The following is a 19,339-nucleotide window of genomic DNA, read 5'->3' as shown; positions in this document are numbered from 1 at the left end:
CGCACATGCCCGCATCCGAACTTCCCGTCGTCGCCCTGACCCTGGGCGATCCCGCCGGCATAGGCGCCGAACTGATCGCACGCCTGCTGGCGCGGCCCGAGGCCATGCAAAACGCCAACATCGTGCTGGCCGGCGACCCCTGGCTGTGGCAGCAGGGCCAGCGCATCGCGGGCCTGCAGGTGGCCACCACACCCATCGCCAGCATGGCCCATGCACGTGGCCGCACCGATACCGCCCTGCCCGCCTTCCTGGCCCTGGACACGGTGGCCCCCGATGCCGTGCACCAGAGTCGTGCCGAAGCCGCAGGCGGGCGCTCGGTGCTGCAGGTGCTGGACCTGTGCATGGACGCGGCCCAGGCCGGCCAGATCGACGCCATCTGCTTTGCGCCGCTCAACAAGCAGGCCATGAAGCTGGGCGGCCTGCGCCATGAGGACGAGCTGCACCACTTTGCCGAGTACCTGGGTGTGAGCGGCTATTTCTGCGAATTCAACACGCTGGGCGATCTGTGGACCTCGCGCATTTCGTCCCATGTGCCGCTCAGGGACGTGGCCGGCTATCTGAGCCAGGAGCGCATCGCCCAGGCGGCCGAGCTGATCTACCGCGCGCTGCTGGCCAGCGGCATGGCGGCCCCCAAGGTGGCGATTGCGGGCTTCAACCCGCACAACGGCGACGGCGGCACCTGCGGGCGCGAGGAAATCGACATCATCGCGCCGGCCGTGCGCGCGCTGCAGGCCCGCGACTGGCCCACGCCCGACCCGTTCCACGGCCCCTTCCCGGCCGACACCATCTTCCTGAAGGCCCAGGCGGGCGAGTACCAGGCCATCGTGACCATGTACCACGACCAGGGCCAGATCGCCATCAAGCTGCTGGGCTTCTCGCGCGGCGTGACCGTGCAGGGCGGCCTGCCGATCCCCATCACCACGCCGGCCCACGGCACGGCCTATGACATCGCGGGCCAGGGCCGGGCCAGCGTGGAGGCCACCTGGCAGGCCTTTCTGATCGCCTGCCGCATGGGCGCCGCGCGCCTGTCCTGACTGACTTCACTCCCCCGCCCTCACCATCATGAAAATCAAATCCGTCCGCGCCCGCGTCTACGAGTGGCAAGGCAAGACCGTGCCGCCCCAGGGCAACTTCTGCTCCAACGCCATGGACCTGCTCTATGCGCCGCAGGAAACCATGTCCACCTTCCGCTTCCATTCCTGGACGGTGGTGGAGATCGAGACCGATGACGGCACCGTCGGCCTGGGCAACGTGGCGCTGGCGCCGCGCATCGCCAAGGCCATCATCGACGAGTACCTGGCGCCCCTGGTCATCGGCCACGACCCGTGGGACTACGAATACCTGTGGCAGCGCATGTACCGCGCCACGCACGCCTGGGGCCGCAAGGGCGTGACCATGGCCGCCATCTCGGCCGTGGACCTGGCCATCTGGGACATCCTGGGCAAGAGCGTGAACAAGCCCGTGTTCAAGCTGCTGGGCGGGCGCACCAAGGAAAGGATTCCCTGCTACTACAGCAAGCTCTACCGCACCGACCTCAAGGCCATGCAGCAAGAGGCGCAAAAATTCCTGGACCAGGGCTTCAAGGCCTTCAAGATGCGCTTCGGCTACGGCCCGGCCCATCTGCAGGAAGGTGTGCGCGAGAACCTGCGCTCGGTCGAGGCCGTGCGCGAAGTCATAGGCTACGACTGCGACCTGATGCTGGAGTGCTACATGGGCTGGAACCTGGAGTACGCCAGGCGCATGCTGCCCAAGCTGGAGAAGTTCGAGCCGCGCTGGCTGGAGGAGCCCGTGATCGCCGACGACATCGACGGCTACGCCGAACTCAGCCGCCTCACCAGCATTCCGATCTCGGGCGGCGAGCACGAGTTCAGCCTCTACGGCTTCAAGCAGCTGCTCGACAAAAAGGCCGTCAGCGTCGTGCAGTACGACACCAACCGAGTGGGCGGCATCACGGCCGCGCACAAGATCAATGCGCTGTGCGAGGCGTTCAGCGTGCCCGTCATCCCGCATGCGGGCCAGATGCACAACTACCACCTGACCATGAGCACGCTGGCCTCGCCCATGGCCGAGTACTTTCCCATCTTCGACGTGGAAGTGGGCAATGAGCTGTTCTGGTACATCTTCGACGGCGAGCCCGTGGCCGAGAACGGCTTCCTGCAGCTCAGGGACGATGTGCCGGGCCTGGGCCTCACGCTCAAGACCGAGTACCTGGACCAGTTCCGCATCGTCGAATGAGGGAGCACGCCATGCCCGGAGTTTCTCGGCCGCGCTACAGCGGCATCTTTCCCGTGGTACCCACCACCTTCCACGAGGACGGCACGCTGGACCTGGCCAGCCAGAGGCGCTGCCTGGACTTCATGATCGACTCGGGCGTGGATGGCCTGTGCATCCTGGCCAACTTCTCCGAGCAGTTCCTGCTGGCCGATGACGAGCGCGAGATCCTCACGCGCACGGCGCTGGAACATGTGGCGGGCCGTGTGCCCGTGATCGTCACCACCACGCACACCTCATCGCGCGTGTGCGCCGAGCGAAGCCGCCGCGCGCAGGACATGGGCGCGGCCATGGTGATGGTCATGCCGCCCTACCACGGCGCCACCTTCCGCTTCGGCGAACCCCAGATCCAGGGCTTCTTCCAGGCCGTGTCCGATGCCATCACCATTCCCATCATGGTCCAGGACGCGCACGCCGCAGGCACGCCGCTGTCCCCCGCCTTCCTCGCGCGCATGGCCCGCGAGATCGAGCAGGTCTGCTACTTCAAGATGGAAACCGCAGGCGCCGCCGGCAAGCTGCGCGAACTCATCGCCCTGGGCGGCGAGGCCATCGAAGGCCCCTGGGACGGCGAGGAAGGCATCACCCTTCTGGCCGACCTGGAGGCCGGCGCCACGGGCTCCATGACGGGCGGCGGCTTTGCCGACGGCATACGCCCCATCATCGAAGCGCACAGAAACGGCGACCCCGACACCGCATTCGCCCTCTACCAGCGCTGGCTGCCGCTGATCAACCACGAAAACCGCCAGGCCGGCTTCCTGGCCGCCAAGGCGCTGATGAAGGCCGGCGGCGTGATCGCCTGCGACGCGCCGCGCGCGCCCTGGCCGCCCATGCACCCCGAGGTGCGCCGCCAGCTGCTGGACATTGCGCGGCGGCTCGATCCGCTGGTGCTGCGCTGGGGGCGCTGAGGGATTGGGTTGTTGGGGGCGCATTAGAGGGGCACCAGAGGGCTGCAGCCGCCTGCGCATGGGCTATGCTGCCGCTCTGCCTGCCCAGCCCCAATGAATCGACTGCCGCCCATGTCCGCCACCTCTTTGCCCCCTTCCGACTTCGAGCTGGACGACGCGCTGTATGCAAGAGTCCTGACCTGGAGCGACGCCCAGGCCCTGGCCCAGCAGACCGTGAGCTTCTTCACGGCGGAGGGCGAGCGCACCATCGGCATCGATATGCAAGTGCTCGGCGCAACGCAGACATCGGCCGACACGCCCGGCATGCTGCAGTTCTCCCTGGTGTTTCGCGGTCCGCGCCAGCCGCAGCTGCCGCAGCGCACTTACCGCGTGCGCCATGCACAGCTCGGTGACTACGCCATCTTCATCACGCCCATTGCGCAGTCGGCAGGCCATGTCGATTACGAGGCCTGCTTTTCCCATGCCATCTGAGCCGTTCGTGCCCGAGCTGCCGCCGCTGAATCTGGAGGATGTGCGGCTGCGCCTGGCCGAAGAAGCCGACTACGCTTTTCTCCGCGCCCTGTACCGCCAGGTACGCGCTGCCGAACTGGCGCACGTGCCCTGGAGCGAAGCTGAAAAGCATGCCTTCTGCGATTCGCAGTTCGCTTTGCAGGACCAGCACTACCGCAAGCACTACGCACACAGCGCGTTTTTCGTGATCGAGAGGGCAGGTCTGCCTATAGGCCGGCTCTACCTCAATCTCGCACCCGGGCCGTTGGGAGTGATGGACATCTCGCTCGACGCCGCTGTTCAAGGCCAGGGACTGGGCACGGCCCTCATGCAATGGCTGGCCGGCTGGGCAGATCAAGAAGGGCGCGACATGCAGCTGTTCGTGGAAGCCAACAATCCAGCCCGGCGCCTGTATACGCGCCTGGGCTTTGTCGAGCAGGACCAGGAAGGCATCTACCTGCGCATGCGCAGGACCGCGGCGCTCAGCCGCGGTTGAACACGGCTTCCAGCAGACCGCCTTGCGCGTCGCTGGGACTCAGGAAAACAGCGTGGCGTCCCAGAGCCGGGTGAGCGATTTCCCAGGTGTTCTGTGGCAAGGCACCAGGGCGGGACAACTCGAACAGTGCGCTGAAAGAGCGGTCGCCCTGCAGTGTGTGCGGCAGCGCTGCCAACGAAACCAAACGTAACTCGGAAACTTCTCCTGCTACCGAGAAGCTATGGCCCAGCAGCGGCTGAAAGTGGCTGCGGCGCAACTCCATGCCAGCCGCACAGGCGATCACTGGAATCCCGGAAACGGCCGCTGCAGCGGGCAAGGCCCCAGCAACCTGCATGAAAGCACGGCGTCCTGTCTTCATCGTGGCCCTTCCTGCCAAAGCAACGGCAGCGAAATATTTTTGCCGCACAACAGGTTGGCATACTAAACTATTTTGCAATTATTAACGTTTTCTAACTTCACCCCACTTTGCCATGGCTCAACCCTATGTTGGGGAAATCCGGATGTTTGCCGGCAACTTCGCGCCATCAGGCTGGATGTTCTGCGAAGGGCAGCAAATGCCCATCTCGGAATACGAAACCCTTTTCACTCTGATCGGCACGACATACGGCGGTGATGGCCAAAGCACGTTCGCCCTGCCAGACATGCGTGGCCGCATCCCCCTGCACGCAGGCAACGAATTCACGCTGGCACAGGCCGCTGGAGTCGAAGAGGTCACGCTGACCGTCAATCAGATTCCAGCCCACACGCACGGCGTCCCCGCGTCCTCCGGCACCGGCTTTCTGGCCTCGCCCGCCGATGCGGTGTTTGCCAAGCACAGGGATCACAAGGCCTTTGCGAACGGTGCCCCCGCTACGCCCATGGCGGCCTCGATGGTGGGCGCGGTCGGTGGGTCACAGCCGCATACCAATATGCCGCCCTATCTTTGCGTGAACTTCATCATCTCGCTGTTCGGCATCTATCCCTCACCCACCTGATGTCTACCCCTTTTCTCGGAGAGGTTCGCGTCTTCTCCTTCAACTTCGCCCCCAAAGGCTGGGCCCTTTGCAATGGGCAATTGCTGCCCATCAACCAGAACCAGGCACTGTTCTCGCTGCTGGGCACCACCTACGGTGGCAACGGGCAGACCAACTTTGCACTGCCCGACCTGCGCGGCCGCATGCCCATGCACATGGGGGCCGGCCATACGCTGGGGGAGAGAGCAGGCGAGCAAGCCCATACCCTGACCCTGCCAGAGATACCGCAGCACAGCCACGCCATGGCCGCTTCCGGCACCACGGGCCAGGCGACATCGGGCAACGGCAACCTGCCTGCAGCGGCGCGCGGCCACTATGCGCAAAGCGGCAATACGAGCATGCCCGCCCTGTTGGCCAATGTGGGCGGCAGCCAGCCACACCTCAATATGCCGCCCTATCTGGCACTGAGCTTTTGCATGGCCATGCAAGGCCTCTTTCCTTCTCAGACCTGAAGACCATGTCCGATCCCTTCGTCGCCGAAATCCGCCTTGGCGGGTTCAACTTCGCACCCAAGGGCTGGGCCTTTTGCGATGGTCAGCTCCTGCCGCTTTCTCAGAACACGGCGCTGTTTTCCCTGCTGGGAACAACCTATGGTGGCGATGGAAAATCCAATTTTTCTCTTCCCAACCTTCAAGGGCGCATGCCCATGCATCCAGGCCAGGGACCGGGGCTGTCCTTGCACGATCTGGGCGAAACCGGTGGTACTGAAACCGTGACGCTGCTGGAATCGGAAATTCCCAGGCACACCCATCAGGCCCTGGCTGCTTCGCCCGCAGATCCCGCCGTGGCAAGCCCGGCCGGCGCAACCCTGGGCGCTGCACCGACGCGCCCCTACATCGCGCCAGCCTCCAACACCTCTGCGGTCACCATGGCTCCCCCTCAAGCTGCGGGCGGCAGCCAGCCACACAACAATCTTCCGCCCTTCCTGGTCATGAATTTCATCATCGCCTTGCAGGGCGTCTTTCCCCCTCGGAGCTGAGTACACCTATGCGCAGTTCCATTGCGGCCCTGACCCTGTTGGCCTTGACCACGGGGGTCCAGGCCGCCCCCCTGGTCCAACGCGAATTCTCCGGCAGGGACAACCGCTTCATAGAGATACCCGGTGCCGGCTTTCGCGCCATGGCCGCAGGCAAGCGCATCAGTTTCGATGCGCAAGGCATGAGCATCGACCTGCCCGGCCAGATCAACGGCGTGCAAGGCCGGTCGGTGGCCGCATCCGGCGTGGCCCGGAGTCTGAGCCTGCGCCCGGATTCGCGCCTGCGCTACAGCTTCGAGAACGGGACCATGTCGACGCCGCAGGGCATGCAGCCTTCGCCCACGCTCTACCACTGGCTGGTCGGCGAAGCCGCGCAATGGCGCACAGGTCTGCGCAGCTTCGGTGCGCTGGGCTACCGCAGTGTCTGGCCAGGCATTGATGCCGTTTTCCAGGGCGAGCCCGGCGGTCTGAAGTACCAGTTTGAACTGGCTCCTGGTGCCGATGCCGCACAGGTCTGGCTGCGCGTGGAAGGTGCGACGGATGCACGCATCCTGCCCACGGGAGCGCTGCAGTGGAGCATAGGCAACGACCTTTTCACCGACGATGCACCGCTGGTTTACCAACCCCGGGGCAATGGCCGCGTGGACGTGCCCGCCCGCTATCGGCTGGAGCAGGTGGACGCCACCACCTGGCGCGTGGGCTTTGAGCTGGGCAGCCATGACAAAGGCCTGCCGCTGGTCATCGATCCGGCCTGGACCGGCTACTCGGGCCTGGTCGGAGGCAACTCGGCCGACCAGGTCAACGCCGTGGCACGAGACAGCGACGGCAACACCTACGCCTGTGGCGTGACGCAATCGTCCGACCTGCCCAACGCGGGCAGCAGCAAAGGTGGCGAGGATGCCTTCGTCGTCAGATTCGATCCCAAGGGTGTCCCCATGAGCGTCACTTATGTGGGCGGATCGGAAGACGACGCCTGCAACGGCCTGGCCGTGGACATACAAAACCGCATCCACCTGGCGGGCAGCACGGAATCCACCGGCTTCCCCCTGCTTGGCACAGATGCCAACCAACGCTTTCGGCGCAGCAAGAGCACGACGGATAGGGATGCCTTCGTCATGCGCCTGGCACCAGACGGTGCCGGCATTCTGTATTCGGGCCTGATTGGTGGAACGGGTGACGATCAGGCCAATGCCCTGGCTCTGGACACCCTTGGCCGGGTCTATGTGACCGGATTCACGGAAGGCAAAGGCTTTCCTGCCGTGAACGGACCGCAGCTCAACCACGGCTCCGGCCCTGCGCAGTCAGAAATGCGGGATGCCTTCGTGGCCCGCATCGACGCTTCAGGCAGCGGGCTGGAGTACGCCGGATACATCGGCGGCGACGGCGGCGCCGACATCGGATATGCCATTGCCGTGGACGGCACCGGCGCGGCCTATGTGGCTGGCGCGACCGACTCTGTCTCGGGGATGCCGGGCGCCACGGGCCTCAGGACACAAATCAATTCGCGCGCCATCGATGGATCAGACGGCTTCGTCGCCAAGATCCGGGCCGACGGCAGCGCCTTCGACTACTTCACGCTGCTGACAGGCTCGGGCGCCGGTGCGGACCGTGCACTGGCCCTGAACCTGATGTATGACGGCTCACTGCTCGTGGGCGGGGAGACCGGGTCCGACTACTTTCCCGCCGACAACAGCGGACGGCGCCAGGGCCTCGGGCCGCAGATCGCGCGCAGCACCGGCATGGACGGCTTTGTGCTGCGCCTGAATGCATCAGGAGACCAGGTGCTGGACGCCACCTACCTGGGTGGCAATGGCTACGACAGCGTGGAAGGGCTGGCCAGCGACGGCAGGAGCTGGTTCGCCACGGGCAGCACCAACAATGGCGCAGGCTTTCCCGTCAAGGCTCAAAGCGGCCTGTCCACCACGCCAGGTGGCAAGCAGGACGGCTTCCTGGTCAGCGTCGCAACCAACAATCCGAACAGCTGGGACTATGCCGGGTTCCTGGGCACCTCGGAAAACGAGGCCATGCGCAGCCTGGCCGCAACCAATGTGCAGGGCAGGACCCTTCTTTCCGTGGGCGGCGCCACCACCACATCGGGCACCAACGGCCTGACCAACCCTGCGAACAGCGCCCTCAGCGCAAACGAGAGCCTTTCGAATGGTCTGGTATTTCGCATTGATCCTTTCGGCCCACCTGCGGCCATGGCGGTGCTCACTGGCTCTCAACAGTCCACCCGCATCCAGCAGCCTTTTGCCACGCCGTTGTCGGTCAAGGTCACCGACATCGACGACCAGCCGCTTGCCGGCATCATGGTGGACTTCAATGCGCCTGCCGCATCGGGGCCATCCACGACCTTTGCCACAAGAACCTCGGTCACGACCAACGCCCAGGGCATCGCATCGCTGAGTGCCACGGCCAACCTGTTCGCCGGCAGCTATACCGTGACGGCGCAGGCAGGGGCGGCCAGCACCTCGTTCTCGCTGACCAATGACAAGAGCCCGCAGGCTGCACTGACGGCAAGTGCAGCACTCCAGACCCTGCCCTATGCCAGCACCACCACGCTGAGCACCAACGGCGGCTCTGGCGCAGGCGCCATCAGCTACGCCGTAACCGCAGGCGCGGCCTATTGCGCCCTGTCAGGCAACACGGTCACAGCCACGGCCGTGGGCGATTGCACCGTGACGGCGACCAAGGCGGGAGACGCCAGCTACCTGGCCGCCACGACCACCGTGGACATCTCGGTGATCAAGGCCCAGCAGCCTGCTCTGACGGCGACGGCAACGCCCAGCACGCTGGCGGCCTTCAGCACGGCCGCGCTGTCAACCAGTGGCGGCGCAGGGTCCGGCGCCGTGGGCTTTTCCATCACGGATGGAGCCGCCTTTTGCTCCGTCAACGGCAACACGCTCACTGCGGAAGGCACGGGCACCTGCACAGTGACCGCCACCAAGCTGGGCGATGCCAACTACCAGGACACGCTGGCCACCACCGTGGTGACCGTGACCCCTGCAGCCCAGGTCACCCTGAGCGTGCAGTCCACGCCTTCGACCCTGACCTTCGGCGCCACGGCAACCCTGGCGACCACTGGGGGTTCGGGCAGCGGCGCCGTCACCTACGCCGTGACGGGTGGTGCCCAGTTCTGCGCGGTGACCGGCAACCAGTTGAGTGCCATTGGCGCCGGCAGTTGCACCATCACGGCCACCAAGGCTGGCGACATCAACCACCAGGCCATCAGCGCCAGCACCACCGTCATCGTGGCCAAGGCTGGACAGACAGCACTGTCGGTGCAGGCCAGTCCTGCAGCCATCAGCTTTGGCGGCATTTCGCAACTGAGCACCACGGGCGGCTCGGGCACCGGCGCCATCGGCTTGAGCGTCGCGGGCCCCTGCAGCATCGCGGGCTCCACGCTCACCGGCCTGGGTGTCGGAACCTGTACGGTCACGGCCACCAAGGCAGCGGATGCCGACCATGAAGAGGCCACGGCCAGCACTTCGGTGACGGTGTCACAGGCAAGCCAGGTGGCCCTGTCCGTGGTGGCATCACCCGCCAGCATTCCCAAAGGCGACTCCAGCACGGTCACCGTCACTGGCGGCAGCGGCAGCGGTGTGCTCACGCTGGCGCTGACGGCAGGCGCTGGCAACTGCACGCTGTTCGGCAACACCGTCACCGGCACGGCCGTAGGCAGCTGCACGGTGACGGCGACCAAGGCGGCCGATGCCAACCATGCACAGGCCACCGGCTCGGTACAGATTGCAGTCGGCAAGGCAATCCAGAACATCACCTTCGATTTCTCGTCCCTGCGTTATCTGAGCCCCCAGGCCCTGTCGCTGGCAAACGCCGCCGCAACCAACTCCAACCTGCCGATCAGCTTCAGCAGCCTCACTCCTCAGACCTGTGTGGTCACGGGCACCTCGCTGCGGCTGATGCGCACGGGAGATTGCACGCTGCAGGCCAGCCAGGCCGGCGATGCCGAGTACGCCGCGGCAACGCCCGTGAACCAGACATTCACGATCACCCTGCCCCCCCACTCTCTGAGCACCATCACCGGTACCGTGGGCGGAACGACGGTCTCAGCAGAGATTGCTGCGGGAAGCCCATGGGTGTTCACACCCATGGGAACAGGCCCGGCGCAGACTGCGGGCTTCATCCCGCTGCAGGGGCACATCAGGTCACCTGCCGACGCACCGCCTGCCAATCTTCAGTTCCCGCTGGGCCTGTTCGATTTCGCTGTCCACAACGGTGCGCCGGGATCCACGGTGAGCATCAAGCTCACGTTCCCGAACAATCTGCCCCGCAATGCACAGTACTGGAAGTACGGCCCCACGTCCGACAACGCAACGCCGCACTGGTATCACTTCACCGGCGCGCAGTTCAACGCCAGCGACAACAGCGTGACGCTGACGATTGAGGACGGCAGGAACGGCGATGACGACCTGGATGTGAACGCCTTCATCAGTGACCCGGGTGGCGTGGCCGTGCTGGCCGCCGCTGCCGGCGGCAGCCCCGCGGCCATTCCCACGCTTTCGCAATGGGGCCAGTGGACGCTGGCAGCGCTGATGCTGAGCGTCGCAGCCCTGGCCGGACGCCGCACGCGAATGCGCAAGCCGCGCTGAGTCCTACACGGTAGCCGGGGCTGCTCACGCGCCCCCGACTACCCGAGTCAAGCCTGCACGATCCCCGACACATCCAGCACATACATCTGCCGCTGGTGCTCGTGCACGGAGTCGATGCAGACCTGGCGCCCGTCACGGCTCCAGCGCGGGTGCAGGTCGCAGCGGTTTTCCTTGCTGAGATCGGGAGAGGCGTAGAAGCTGCCCAGGTCGTGGCGCTCGCCCGTGTGCATGTCGTACAGGAACAGGAAGCGCTCGTGCGTGCGGTCGTCGGGATAGGTATCGCTGAGCAGCCAGCGCGTGTCCACGGGCGAGAAGCTCATGTGGCCGTTCTCCACCAGCACGCCTGCGCCCACCACCTGCACGTCACCGCCCTCCACATCGTCATAGAGGTGATAGTGGATCTCCCCGGCATGCGGGCCCCACACAATGATGTGGCTGTCGTCCCGCCATAGCGGATGCGAGATCTGGTATTCGGACTTTTCGTAGTCGAACGTGCCCACGGCCATCGGGTCGAAGTCGTCGGCCAGCTGGGGCAGCGGATGGTCCGAGCATTCGAGCAGGCGCATGTCGGACCCGTCGGGCGCCATGGTGATGAGGCGGTGCAGAAAGCAGGTTTCGTCCTTGACGCGTTCGGTCCAGCGGTGCAGGAAAAGAATGCGCGAGGAAGACGGGTTGACCTCGATATGGCTGACCCAGTGGATGGCCTTGTCCATCGATGTACGGTGATGAAAGGCCTTGAGCCGCGCATAGCTGGCCAGCAGCCTTGCCTCGCCCGTCGCGACCTCCATGCGCCAGATGCCGTCGTCCTCGGGCGCCAGGGGCAAGGCGAAGGGACCACCCTCTTCGCTGTAGCCAATGGTTTCGTGCGTGATGTAAAGGCGACGGTAGTCCACGCACAGCGCCCAGGCGCTGCTGGGCGCCACCACATAGACGGGCATGGGCAGGGTGCGCCGCTCGCCGCTGTCCACATCGATGACCACGGAGCCGAACCCCGGATAGCGCCCCCCGGAATCTGCCGTCCTGTCGTTGTGGATCAGTTGCCGGCCCGCCAGCCCGTCCAGCCACTGCAGCTGGCTGCCCATCTGCCAGTTCCAGGCGCCGGTCTCGCCCACGGCGTGGAAGCGGTCGCCGTTTTCGGTATCGAAGTAGCCGATGGACGCCCGCGCCTGGGGCGTGAGGTACTGGTCCATCCACGGCGTTTGCTGCGCCAGCACCAGGCGATTGCTGCGGTCCCAGCTGGACTTGTTGTAGTAGCCGAAGAAGTGGTGCTGGCGGCCATCGCCCAGGCGGCGGCAGGGGACGAAGGATGCGGGGGGGTTCGAAGTCATGGAGTGTTTCATTGGGCAGAGATGTGACCTTCGGCGATCACGCGGTCCCAACGCTGCTTTTCGCGGGCAACGAAGGATTGCGCCTCAGGCAGGCTGTTGGCGACGGCGCTCATGCCCTGCTCTTGCAGGCCCTTGCGGAACTCGGGCGTGGCCACGACCTTTCGGATGTCGTCATTGAGCTTTTTGACGATGGCCTCGGGCACCTTGGAGGAGACGGCCACCGTGGTCCAGGAGGTGGCCACATAGTCCTTGAGCCCGGACTCGGCCGCCGTGGGCACGTCCGGCAGGGCCGCCAGGCGCTGGCTGCCCGTGACGGCCAACGCCTTGAGCTTGCCGCCGCGTATGTGCGACAGCACCGTGGGCGGGTTCTCGAACATGAGCTGGATCTGGCCGCCCAGCAGGTCGTTGAGCGCGGCCGAGCTGCCGCGATAAGGCACGTGCACGATAGGCGCGCCCGCCTGCAGCTTGTACAGCTCGCCCATCATGTGCACGGACGAGCCCACGCCGGCCGAGCCGAAGTTGACCGTGCCAGGCGCCTTTTTGGCCAGCGCCGTCAGCTCGGCCAGGTTGCTGGCGGCAAGGCTGGGCGTGGCCACCACCACATGCGGCATCTCGGCCAGCACGGTCACCACGCGCAGATCCTTTGCGGGGTCATAGGCCAGCTTGCCGTACACGCCATAGGCGGCATGCAGGCCGATGGAGCCCACCATCAGCGTGTAGCCGTCGGCCGGCTGATCGGCCACATATCGGCCTCCCAGATGACCGCCCGCGCCGGGCTTGTTTTCCACCACCACCGGCTGGCCCCAGAGCCGGCTCAGGCGGTCGGCCAGCATGCGTGCCTGCACGTCGGAGCTGCCGCCTGCAGTGAACGGCACGATGATGCGCAGCTGCCGGCCGGGCTGGGGAAAGCCGTCCTGTGCCTGGGCGGCTGCCGGCACCATGCCCGCCACGGCGGCGGCGATTACTGCGGCGGCCGTGCGACGTGCTGTTGTCTTGTTCATGGAATCCTTTCGACGGCGCTGCCGCGCCTGGGCAATCGATGCAATGGAGGCAGTGTAGAAAGCCTGTCATCTTTGGAAAAATGCATTTTTTCGTGGCCTCTATACAGAAAAGATATACATTGCCAGCCACCCCGAGCAGGACCGAATCGCCATGTCCAGACCCCTGAGCGCCCGAGAGATCGAGGCCTTCCGTGCCGTCATGCAGACCGGCACCACCACGGCCGCCGCGCGGCTGCTGCACACCACGCAGCCTTCGGTCAGCCGGCTGCTGGCCCAGATGCAGGCGGCCGCAGGGCTCAAGCTGTTCGACATGCACAAGGGCCGGCTGCGCCCCACGGCCGAGGCCGTGGAACTGTTCGCCACCGTGCAGCAGCATTTCCTGGGGCGCGAGCGCATAGAGCGCGACCTGGCCGCACTGCGCCAGTCCGGCGCCGGCACGCTGCGCATAGGCTGCACGCCGGCCCTGGGCCTGAGCGTGATCCCGGCCGTGGTGCGCAGCTTCGCGCAGCGCTACCCGGGCACCCACATCAGCCTGCAGACCCTGGGCTCCACGCCCTTGCGCGAGGGCCTGCTGCATGGCCACTTCGACCTGGTGGTCAGCACCATGGCGCTGAGCACGCCCGAGCTGGATGCCACCGTGCTGCACCGCAGCCGCGCCGTCTGCGTCATGCACCCGGACCATGCGCTGGCCACGCGCACGCGGCTGCATGTGCGCGACCTGCAGGGCCAGCTGCTGCTGACGCTCAACGCCGATGACGACATCTACCTGCAACTGCGCAGCACCATGCAGGAGCAGGGCATAGAGGCCGGCTCCACCATGGAGACCACCTACTCCTCCACCATCTGCAGCCTGGCTGCACAGGGGCTGGGGCTGGGCGTGGTCAACCCCTACGTGGCCTCGGTGTTCGCGCGCGACCTGCGTGTGCTGCCACTGCATCCAGCCTGCGCGGTGGAGGTGGTGCTGGCCCTGCCGCCCCAATACGCGCCCACCGAAAGGGCTGACTGCTTCGTGCAGTTGCTGCGCGAGCAATTGCACGCCTATCCGCAGGCCCGCACGCCCTAAAATTGCGGCCGATTGGAGACAAGCGGTTTGCAAACGAGTACCCACGAGCCCATGCTCACCCCCGCCGAGCGCGAGGCCATCAATTCCGGCCAGTGGTTCTGCAGCCTTTCGCCCTCGCTGCGCCATGACATCCTGCGCCAGACCACGGTCCGGCGGCTCAAGGACGGGGCACTGATCTATGCACGCGGCGATGTGCCGCACAGGTGGTATGCCTGTGCGCAGGGCGCCGTGCGCATGAGCTCGACCAGCCTGTCGGGTCGGCAGACCACGCTGGCCTATGTGGAGCCGGGTGCCTGGTTCGGTGCCATGTCCACCTTTCTTGACGAGCCCCGCACGCGCGATGCCTATGCCCACGGCGACACCACGCTGCTGTGCGTGGACAAGGAGAGCTTTCACGCCATCCTGGCCACGCATGTGGAGTTCTACGACGCCCTGCTGCGCCTGCAGGCCCACCGCATACGCCAGACCTACGGGCTGGTGGAAGACCTCAACACCCTGCCCCTGCGCGCACGCCTGGCCAAGCAGTTGCTGCACCTGTCGCGCAGCTACGGCACACAGGTGCTGGACGACCCGCGCGAGCTGCGCATAGGCCTGCAACTGGTGCAGGAGGAGCTGGCCCAGTTGCTGGGCGCCTCGCGCCAGCGCGTGAACCAGGAGCTCAAGCGCATGGAGCGCGACGCCTGCATTCGCGTGGAAGCCCAGGGCCTGGTGGTCAGGGACCTGGTGGCCCTGCAGACCATCGTGCGCGAGGCCAGCCTGGCCGGCGCCTGAGGCCGGCGCCAGCGCGCCGGCGGTTCAACGCCGGTTCAGCGCCGCCAGTCGATTCTTGCCGGGCGGCCCGGCAGATGCAGCGCAGCCGTTGCAGCAGGCGCCTCGGCCAGCAACCGGCCCTTGCGGAACACCTTCAGGCGCGTGGCGCGCAACCGTATCGCCTCGGCCGCATCGCGCGCCTGCAGCAGCACGAAGCTGGCATCGCAGCCGACCTCGATGCCATAGCCGTCCAGGTGCATCACACGCGCCGCGCGCGTGGTCACGGCGTCGAAGCAGTCGCGCATGCCGTCCTGGCTGGTCATCTGCGCCACATGCAAGCCCATGTGGGCGACCTCCAGCATGTCGCCCGAGCCCATGCCGTACCACGGGTCCATCACGCAGTCATGGCCGAAGGCCACGTTGACGCCTGCGCCCAGCAGCTCGGGCACGCGCGTCATGCCGCGGCGCTTGGGATAGCTGTCCTGGCGGCCCTGCAGCGTAATGTTGATCAGCGGATTGGCAATCACGGCCACGCCGCTTTCTGCGATCAGCGGCAGCAGCTTGCTCACGTAGTAGTTGTCCATGCTGTGCATGGAGGTGCAGTGCGAGCCCGTCACGCGGCCCTGCATGCCCAGGCGCTGCGCCTCGAAGGCCAGGGTTTCGATGTGGCGCGACAGCGGGTCGTCGGACTCGTCGCAGTGCATGTCCACCAGCAGGCCGCGCTCGGCCGCCAGCTCGCACAGCAGCCTGACGCTGTCGGCACCCTCGGCCATGGTGCGCTCGAAGTGGGGAATGCCGCCCACCACGTCCACGCCCTTGTCCAGCGCCCGCCGCAGGTTGGCGACGCCGCCGGGCGAGCGCAGCACGCCGTCCTGCGGAAACGCCACCAGCTGCAGGTCGATATAGGGAGCCACCTGGCGCTTGACCTCCAGCAACGCATCGACGGCCAGCAGGCGGGCATCGCTGGTATCCACATGGCTGCGGATGGCCTGCAGCCCCTTGGCCGCCGCCCAGTCGCAATACTCCAGCGCGCGCGAGATCAGCGCCTCGGCCGTGAGCAGCGGCTTGAGCTCGCCCCACAGCGCTATGCCCTCCAGCAGCGTACCGCTGCGGTTGACGCGCGGCAGGCCGTGGCTCAGCGTGGCATCCATGTGGAAATGCGGATCGACGAAGGGCGGCGACACCAGTTGGTGCTGTGCATCGATGACCTGATGGGCGGGCGCCGAAAGACCGGCCGCGACCTCGACGATGCGCCCGCCCTGCACGGCGATGGACATGTCCTGGCGGCCGTCTGGCAGCGTGGCGTGAATGACGAGTAGATCAAGCATCTGCGTATTCTGCGGGCATGGCCGCACACCCGCAGACTTGCCTGACCACGCTGAATGGCCTGCCAGCGGTCAGACCGAAAGCGCAAGGGATCAGGGGGGAACTACTGGCAGCTGATGGTGAAGGTCGCCGCCGCATTGGCACTGCCTATGGTCACGTTCTCTTCGGTCTTGACATAGCGCGCCGTCAGCGGGATATCCAACCGCGCCTGCCCGTAGGCAACAGCCCCTGCAAACCATTGATTCCTGTTGCCGGCGGCATTGGAGTCCGGGCCAAAGCCCAGTATCTGGTCATCCTTGCGGATCTGCACACCCACACCTTTTGCCACCGAGGTTTTGGACAGGGTCAGAGCATTGCCGATATTTCCAGGATTTGCCACATCCGTAAGCGTGACATAGGCGTTGGTCAACGAACCTGGGATGCCGCCCTTGCACAACAACGAGATGAGGAAGGAGCGGGGAGCACCGGTTGAGCCGATTGAGATGAGTTTTTGAGTGACAGTCTGGGCCATGCGCACGGGCTCCGGCGCCTGTGGGGTACAGGTGGGCACCTTGGGCCGGACGACGACGGGCGAGGAAAAGTTGTATTGAGCGAGAATCTGGCCAAATGCATTATTCGCGCGTTCGTACAGGAAATCGCTGTCCAGCACGCCACCTGCAGTGATATCGCCATCTGCGGTCTTGATCAACTCAACTGTGACATCGATAAGTGGATATGCAAAAGATCCGGGGTGATTGGAATACCCCAAACCACTTACAGGCGCAGCACCATATCTAGTCGAAACCCTCATGCCAATACCCTCGACTGTCGTCGGATATATATTATTGACTGGTGTAGATTTACCTAAAATATAGCCCGTGACCGATGGAACACAATTCATCAATCTAGCGCCAAGCCCATTACTTATTACCGCTACAGCGGTTTTTGAGTAAATCACCGTATTCTTGGCTACATTGGAATTGAATTCTGGAGGATTGAAATTACTGAACACATACTTGTAATAGCCTGACCCATCAGTTGCATTTTCAATTGCGCATGCGGACCATGCGGAGGTGGCCATCATTGCCAAAATAAATATCATGACAGCCTTGTTTATTCTGCAAAAAGCACCTATGAATATATGCATTTTGAATACCTCCGGATAATGAAAAAATTCCAAGGCCGCATTTCCTTGGCAAATTTTCAATCGTAGACACCTTTCATCCGAGATGAAATCAGATCAATCTGATTCAAGGTCTGCCCGGTGCCATGAAGGTCGTGGCGAGGCAGGCCCCATCACGTCAACAGCCCCGCATGCCGATATGCTGGCCGAAGCCAGGGCTGACAGCCGCGCTGCCGAATCGCCTGAAAAACACCCAAGCGCAATCGCGCATCAAAATAGGGGCTGACTGCTGCGGCAAGGGCATGATTTTTCGGGTGAACAGGCTGGCAACCGCCACAAGAGCAACCATCGAAAAATCACGCAATCATTTGATTTAATTGGATTTATTTATGCAAATCGCCACCTGGAACGTCAACTCCCTGTCCGTGCGCCTGCCGCAGGTGCTGGCCTGGCTGCAGGCCAATCCTGTCGATGCGCTGGCGCTGCAGGAACTCAAGCTCACCGACGACAAGTTTCCGCTGCAGGCGCTGCAGGAGGCCGGCTACCACGCGGTCAGCCATGGACAGAAGACCTACAACGGCGTGGCCTGGCTGACGCGCACGCCGGTGCACGACGTGGTGCGCAATATCCCGGGCCTGGATGACGAGCAGGCACGCATCATTGCCGCCACCCTCGATGCCGAAGGCGGCCCGGTGCGCCTGATCAACGGCTACTTCGTGAATGGGCAGGCGCCGGGCACAGACAAGTTCGCCTACAAGATGCGCTGGCTGCAGGCGCTGCAGGACTGGGTGAAAAGCGAGATGGCAGCCCATCCGCGCCTGGTGCTGGTGGGCGACTTCAACGTGGCGCCCGAGGACCGCGACTCCTACGATCCCATCGGCCTGAAGGACACGATCCACCACACGGTGGAAGAGCGCACGCATTTCCAGGCGCTGCTGCAGCTGGGCCTGACCGATGCCTTCCGCATGTTCGACCAGCCCGAGAAAAGCTATTCGTGGTGGGACTACCGGATGCTGGGTTTCCAGAAGAACCGGGGCCTGCGCATCGACCACATCCTGGTCAGCGAGGCCTTGCGTCCCAGCGTCACCGCCTGCATCGTGGACCGCGCGCCGCGCAAGAACCCTCAGCCCAGCGACCATGCGCCGGTCGTCGTGACATTGGGCTAGTCTTTCAGACTTGCGCTACAGCATGTAGCGGCGCAGCCAGTGGATGGCCTCGATATGGCCGCGCAGCATCAGGGACTGGCGGTGGAGAATCTCGCTGAGCGCCCTGGGCAGGCGTGCCTGCTCGGCGGCCTCATAGGCGCTCAGCCATTGCTGCTGGCAGGACTCGGCCTGGTCCAGCACGTAGTCCGCGCCCTCTTCCCTGCCCAGCAGCCCGTCCCAGAAGGCGTTGCGACGCAGTGCGGCACGGCTGTCGCGCACGGGCAGCACCACGCCGCCGTTGGCGTCGATGGCGCGTTCCAGGTCATCGACCAGGACCTGGCTGGCATTGAAGTGGCGCGCCAGTACCTGGCCTATCAGTCCCTGGGGCATGGGATCCATGCATTCGCCCAACCGGACATGGGCCTGGCGACCCAGGGCCAGCACGGCATTGAGCAGCGCCGTGGTCTGCAGTTCCAGCGTGGAAGCCGCAGGCTGTGCGGGCGTGCGCCGGCGCGCCTGCAGCCAGGAGGCCTCCACGGCCTCACGCACCTGGTTCCAGTGCAGCAGGCTGCCGCCCCGTTCCTGCTCCCAGCGTTCTTCCAGCCGGGCTTCTGCGGACTCGAAATCCTGCTGCGCGTGTTCCGGCGACAGGGAAGCCTTCCAGCCCAGTGCATAGGCGGGCCGGTATTGGTCGTAGCCGCGCCCCGGCACGAAGTACGGCTCCAGGAAATAGCGGTCATGCCAGTACGCATCGACCGGCTCGCCGAGCTTGCGCGGTGTCGATGGGTACATCACGCCCGGGCGGGCGGGTTTGGCCTTTTGCCAGAGGTTGGAGAGGACTGTGGGCACGATAGGTCGGGACGT

Annotated in this window: 18 protein-coding genes; 12 read left to right on the top strand and 6 right to left on the bottom strand. The window is 65.0% G+C overall.

The genetic code is table 11. The annotated features are described in order from the left end of the window. Nucleotides 1–5 precede the first annotated feature (5 nt). The 5 genes from PO605_RS13090 to PO605_RS13070 all read left to right on the top strand — a co-directional run bounded on the left by PO605_RS13090 (nt 6) and on the right by PO605_RS13070 (nt 4,161). Nucleotides 6–1,034, top strand: a complete 1,029-nt coding sequence (locus PO605_RS13090; RefSeq protein ID WP_047471977.1) for a 4-hydroxythreonine-4-phosphate dehydrogenase PdxA — start codon at nt 6–8, stop codon at nt 1,032–1,034. Nucleotides 1,035–1,062: 28 nt separating this feature from the next. Continuing rightward, nucleotides 1,063–2,235, top strand: coding sequence for an L-rhamnonate dehydratase (locus PO605_RS13085; protein WP_047471979.1), 1,173 nt, complete (start codon nt 1,063–1,065; stop codon nt 2,233–2,235). Between the two features lie 11 nt (nt 2,236–2,246). Beyond that, on the top strand, nt 2,247–3,176 hold the full coding sequence (locus PO605_RS13080) for a dihydrodipicolinate synthase family protein (protein ID WP_047471981.1): 930 nt from the start codon (nt 2,247–2,249) through the stop codon (nt 3,174–3,176). A 111-nt stretch (nt 3,177–3,287) separates the two neighbouring features. Then, nucleotides 3,288–3,647: a DUF6916 family protein gene (locus tag PO605_RS13075; RefSeq protein ID WP_047471983.1), complete on the top strand. Its 360-nt coding sequence runs from the start codon at nt 3,288–3,290 to the stop codon at nt 3,645–3,647. Next, nucleotides 3,637–4,161: a GNAT family N-acetyltransferase gene (locus PO605_RS13070; protein ID WP_047471986.1), complete on the top strand. Its 525-nt coding sequence runs from the start codon at nt 3,637–3,639 to the stop codon at nt 4,159–4,161. The genes PO605_RS13075 and PO605_RS13070 overlap by 11 nt, the downstream gene beginning before the upstream one ends. Here PO605_RS13070 and PO605_RS13065 read toward each other — a convergent pair. Beyond that, a complete protein-coding gene (locus PO605_RS13065; protein WP_047471987.1) occupies nt 4,148–4,519 on the bottom strand; it encodes a DUF6916 family protein in 372 nt (123 codons plus the stop codon). The two genes, PO605_RS13070 and PO605_RS13065, sit on opposite strands and share 14 nt — an antisense overlap. A gap of 142 nt (nt 4,520–4,661) precedes the next feature. Here PO605_RS13065 and PO605_RS13060 point away from each other — a divergent pair, with 142 nt between their 5' ends. The 4 genes from PO605_RS13060 to PO605_RS13045 are packed head-to-tail and all read left to right on the top strand — an operon-like array spanning nt 4,662 to nt 10,760. Beyond that, entirely contained in the window at nt 4,662–5,135 is a 474-nt protein-coding gene (locus PO605_RS13060; RefSeq protein WP_047471990.1) for a phage tail protein, read from the top strand. After that, nucleotides 5,135–5,626 (top strand): phage tail protein, encoded by a 492-nt coding sequence (locus PO605_RS13055; protein ID WP_047471991.1) that lies wholly within the window; start codon nt 5,135–5,137, stop codon nt 5,624–5,626. The genes PO605_RS13060 and PO605_RS13055 overlap by 1 nt, the downstream gene beginning before the upstream one ends. 5 nt (nt 5,627–5,631) lie before the next feature. After that, the gene (locus tag PO605_RS13050) at nt 5,632–6,153 is read left to right on the top strand and encodes a phage tail protein (protein ID WP_047471992.1); all 522 of its coding nucleotides are present in this window, start codon (nt 5,632–5,634) and stop codon (nt 6,151–6,153) included. Nucleotides 6,154–6,161: 8 nt separating this feature from the next. Beyond that, nucleotides 6,162–10,760 carry an IPTL-CTERM sorting domain-containing protein gene (locus PO605_RS13045; RefSeq protein ID WP_047471993.1) on the top strand — a complete coding sequence of 1,533 codons (4,599 nt, stop codon included), beginning with the start codon at nt 6,162–6,164 and terminating at the stop codon, nt 10,758–10,760. 47 nt (nt 10,761–10,807) lie between these two features. On the opposite strand, the gene PO605_RS13040 is transcribed toward PO605_RS13045, so the two are convergent. Together PO605_RS13040 and PO605_RS13035 are read right to left on the bottom strand one after the other, a co-directional pair. Beyond that, entirely contained in the window at nt 10,808–12,100 is a 1,293-nt protein-coding gene (locus PO605_RS13040; RefSeq protein ID WP_047471994.1) for a hypothetical protein, read from the bottom strand. Next, nucleotides 12,097–13,089: a Bug family tripartite tricarboxylate transporter substrate binding protein gene (locus PO605_RS13035; protein WP_272206541.1), complete on the bottom strand. Its 993-nt coding sequence runs from the start codon at nt 13,087–13,089 to the stop codon at nt 12,097–12,099. Before PO605_RS13035 ends, PO605_RS13040 begins: the two co-directional genes overlap by 4 nt. A gap of 151 nt (nt 13,090–13,240) precedes the next feature. Between PO605_RS13035 and PO605_RS13030 the strand changes: the two genes are divergently transcribed. Then, nucleotides 13,241–14,152, top strand: a complete 912-nt coding sequence (locus PO605_RS13030; RefSeq protein ID WP_047471996.1) for a LysR family transcriptional regulator — start codon at nt 13,241–13,243, stop codon at nt 14,150–14,152. Nucleotides 14,153–14,203: 51 nt separating this feature from the next. Beyond that, nucleotides 14,204–14,923 (top strand): Crp/Fnr family transcriptional regulator, encoded by a 720-nt coding sequence (locus PO605_RS13025; RefSeq protein ID WP_016451304.1) that lies wholly within the window; start codon nt 14,204–14,206, stop codon nt 14,921–14,923. Between the two features lie 35 nt (nt 14,924–14,958). On the opposite strand, the gene PO605_RS13020 is transcribed toward PO605_RS13025, so the two are convergent. Both PO605_RS13020 and PO605_RS13015 read right to left on the bottom strand, forming a co-directional pair. Continuing rightward, nucleotides 14,959–16,230 (bottom strand): amidohydrolase family protein, encoded by a 1,272-nt coding sequence (locus PO605_RS13020; protein WP_047471997.1) that lies wholly within the window; start codon nt 16,228–16,230, stop codon nt 14,959–14,961. A gap of 101 nt (nt 16,231–16,331) precedes the next feature. After that, nucleotides 16,332–17,387 carry a fimbrial protein gene (locus PO605_RS13015; protein ID WP_272206540.1) on the bottom strand — a complete coding sequence of 352 codons (1,056 nt, stop codon included), beginning with the start codon at nt 17,385–17,387 and terminating at the stop codon, nt 16,332–16,334. Between the two features lie 332 nt (nt 17,388–17,719). Between PO605_RS13015 and xth the strand changes: the two genes are divergently transcribed. Continuing rightward, on the top strand, nt 17,720–18,496 hold the full coding sequence (gene xth / locus PO605_RS13010; protein ID WP_047472000.1) for an exodeoxyribonuclease III: 777 nt from the start codon (nt 17,720–17,722) through the stop codon (nt 18,494–18,496). Nucleotides 18,497–18,511: 15 nt separating this feature from the next. On the opposite strand, the gene PO605_RS13005 is transcribed toward xth, so the two are convergent. Continuing rightward, nucleotides 18,512–19,324 carry a hypothetical protein gene (locus PO605_RS13005; RefSeq protein WP_227472451.1) on the bottom strand — a complete coding sequence of 271 codons (813 nt, stop codon included), beginning with the start codon at nt 19,322–19,324 and terminating at the stop codon, nt 18,512–18,514. Nucleotides 19,325–19,339: the final 15 nt, after the last annotated feature.

The sequence above is a fragment of the Delftia sp. DT-2 genome (assembly GCF_028401915.1).
Taxonomy (GTDB): Bacteria; Pseudomonadota; Gammaproteobacteria; order Burkholderiales; family Burkholderiaceae_C; genus Comamonas; species Comamonas tsuruhatensis.
Note: the sequence above shows the minus strand (reverse complement) of the source record. Positions and strands in the feature narration are given on the sequence as shown.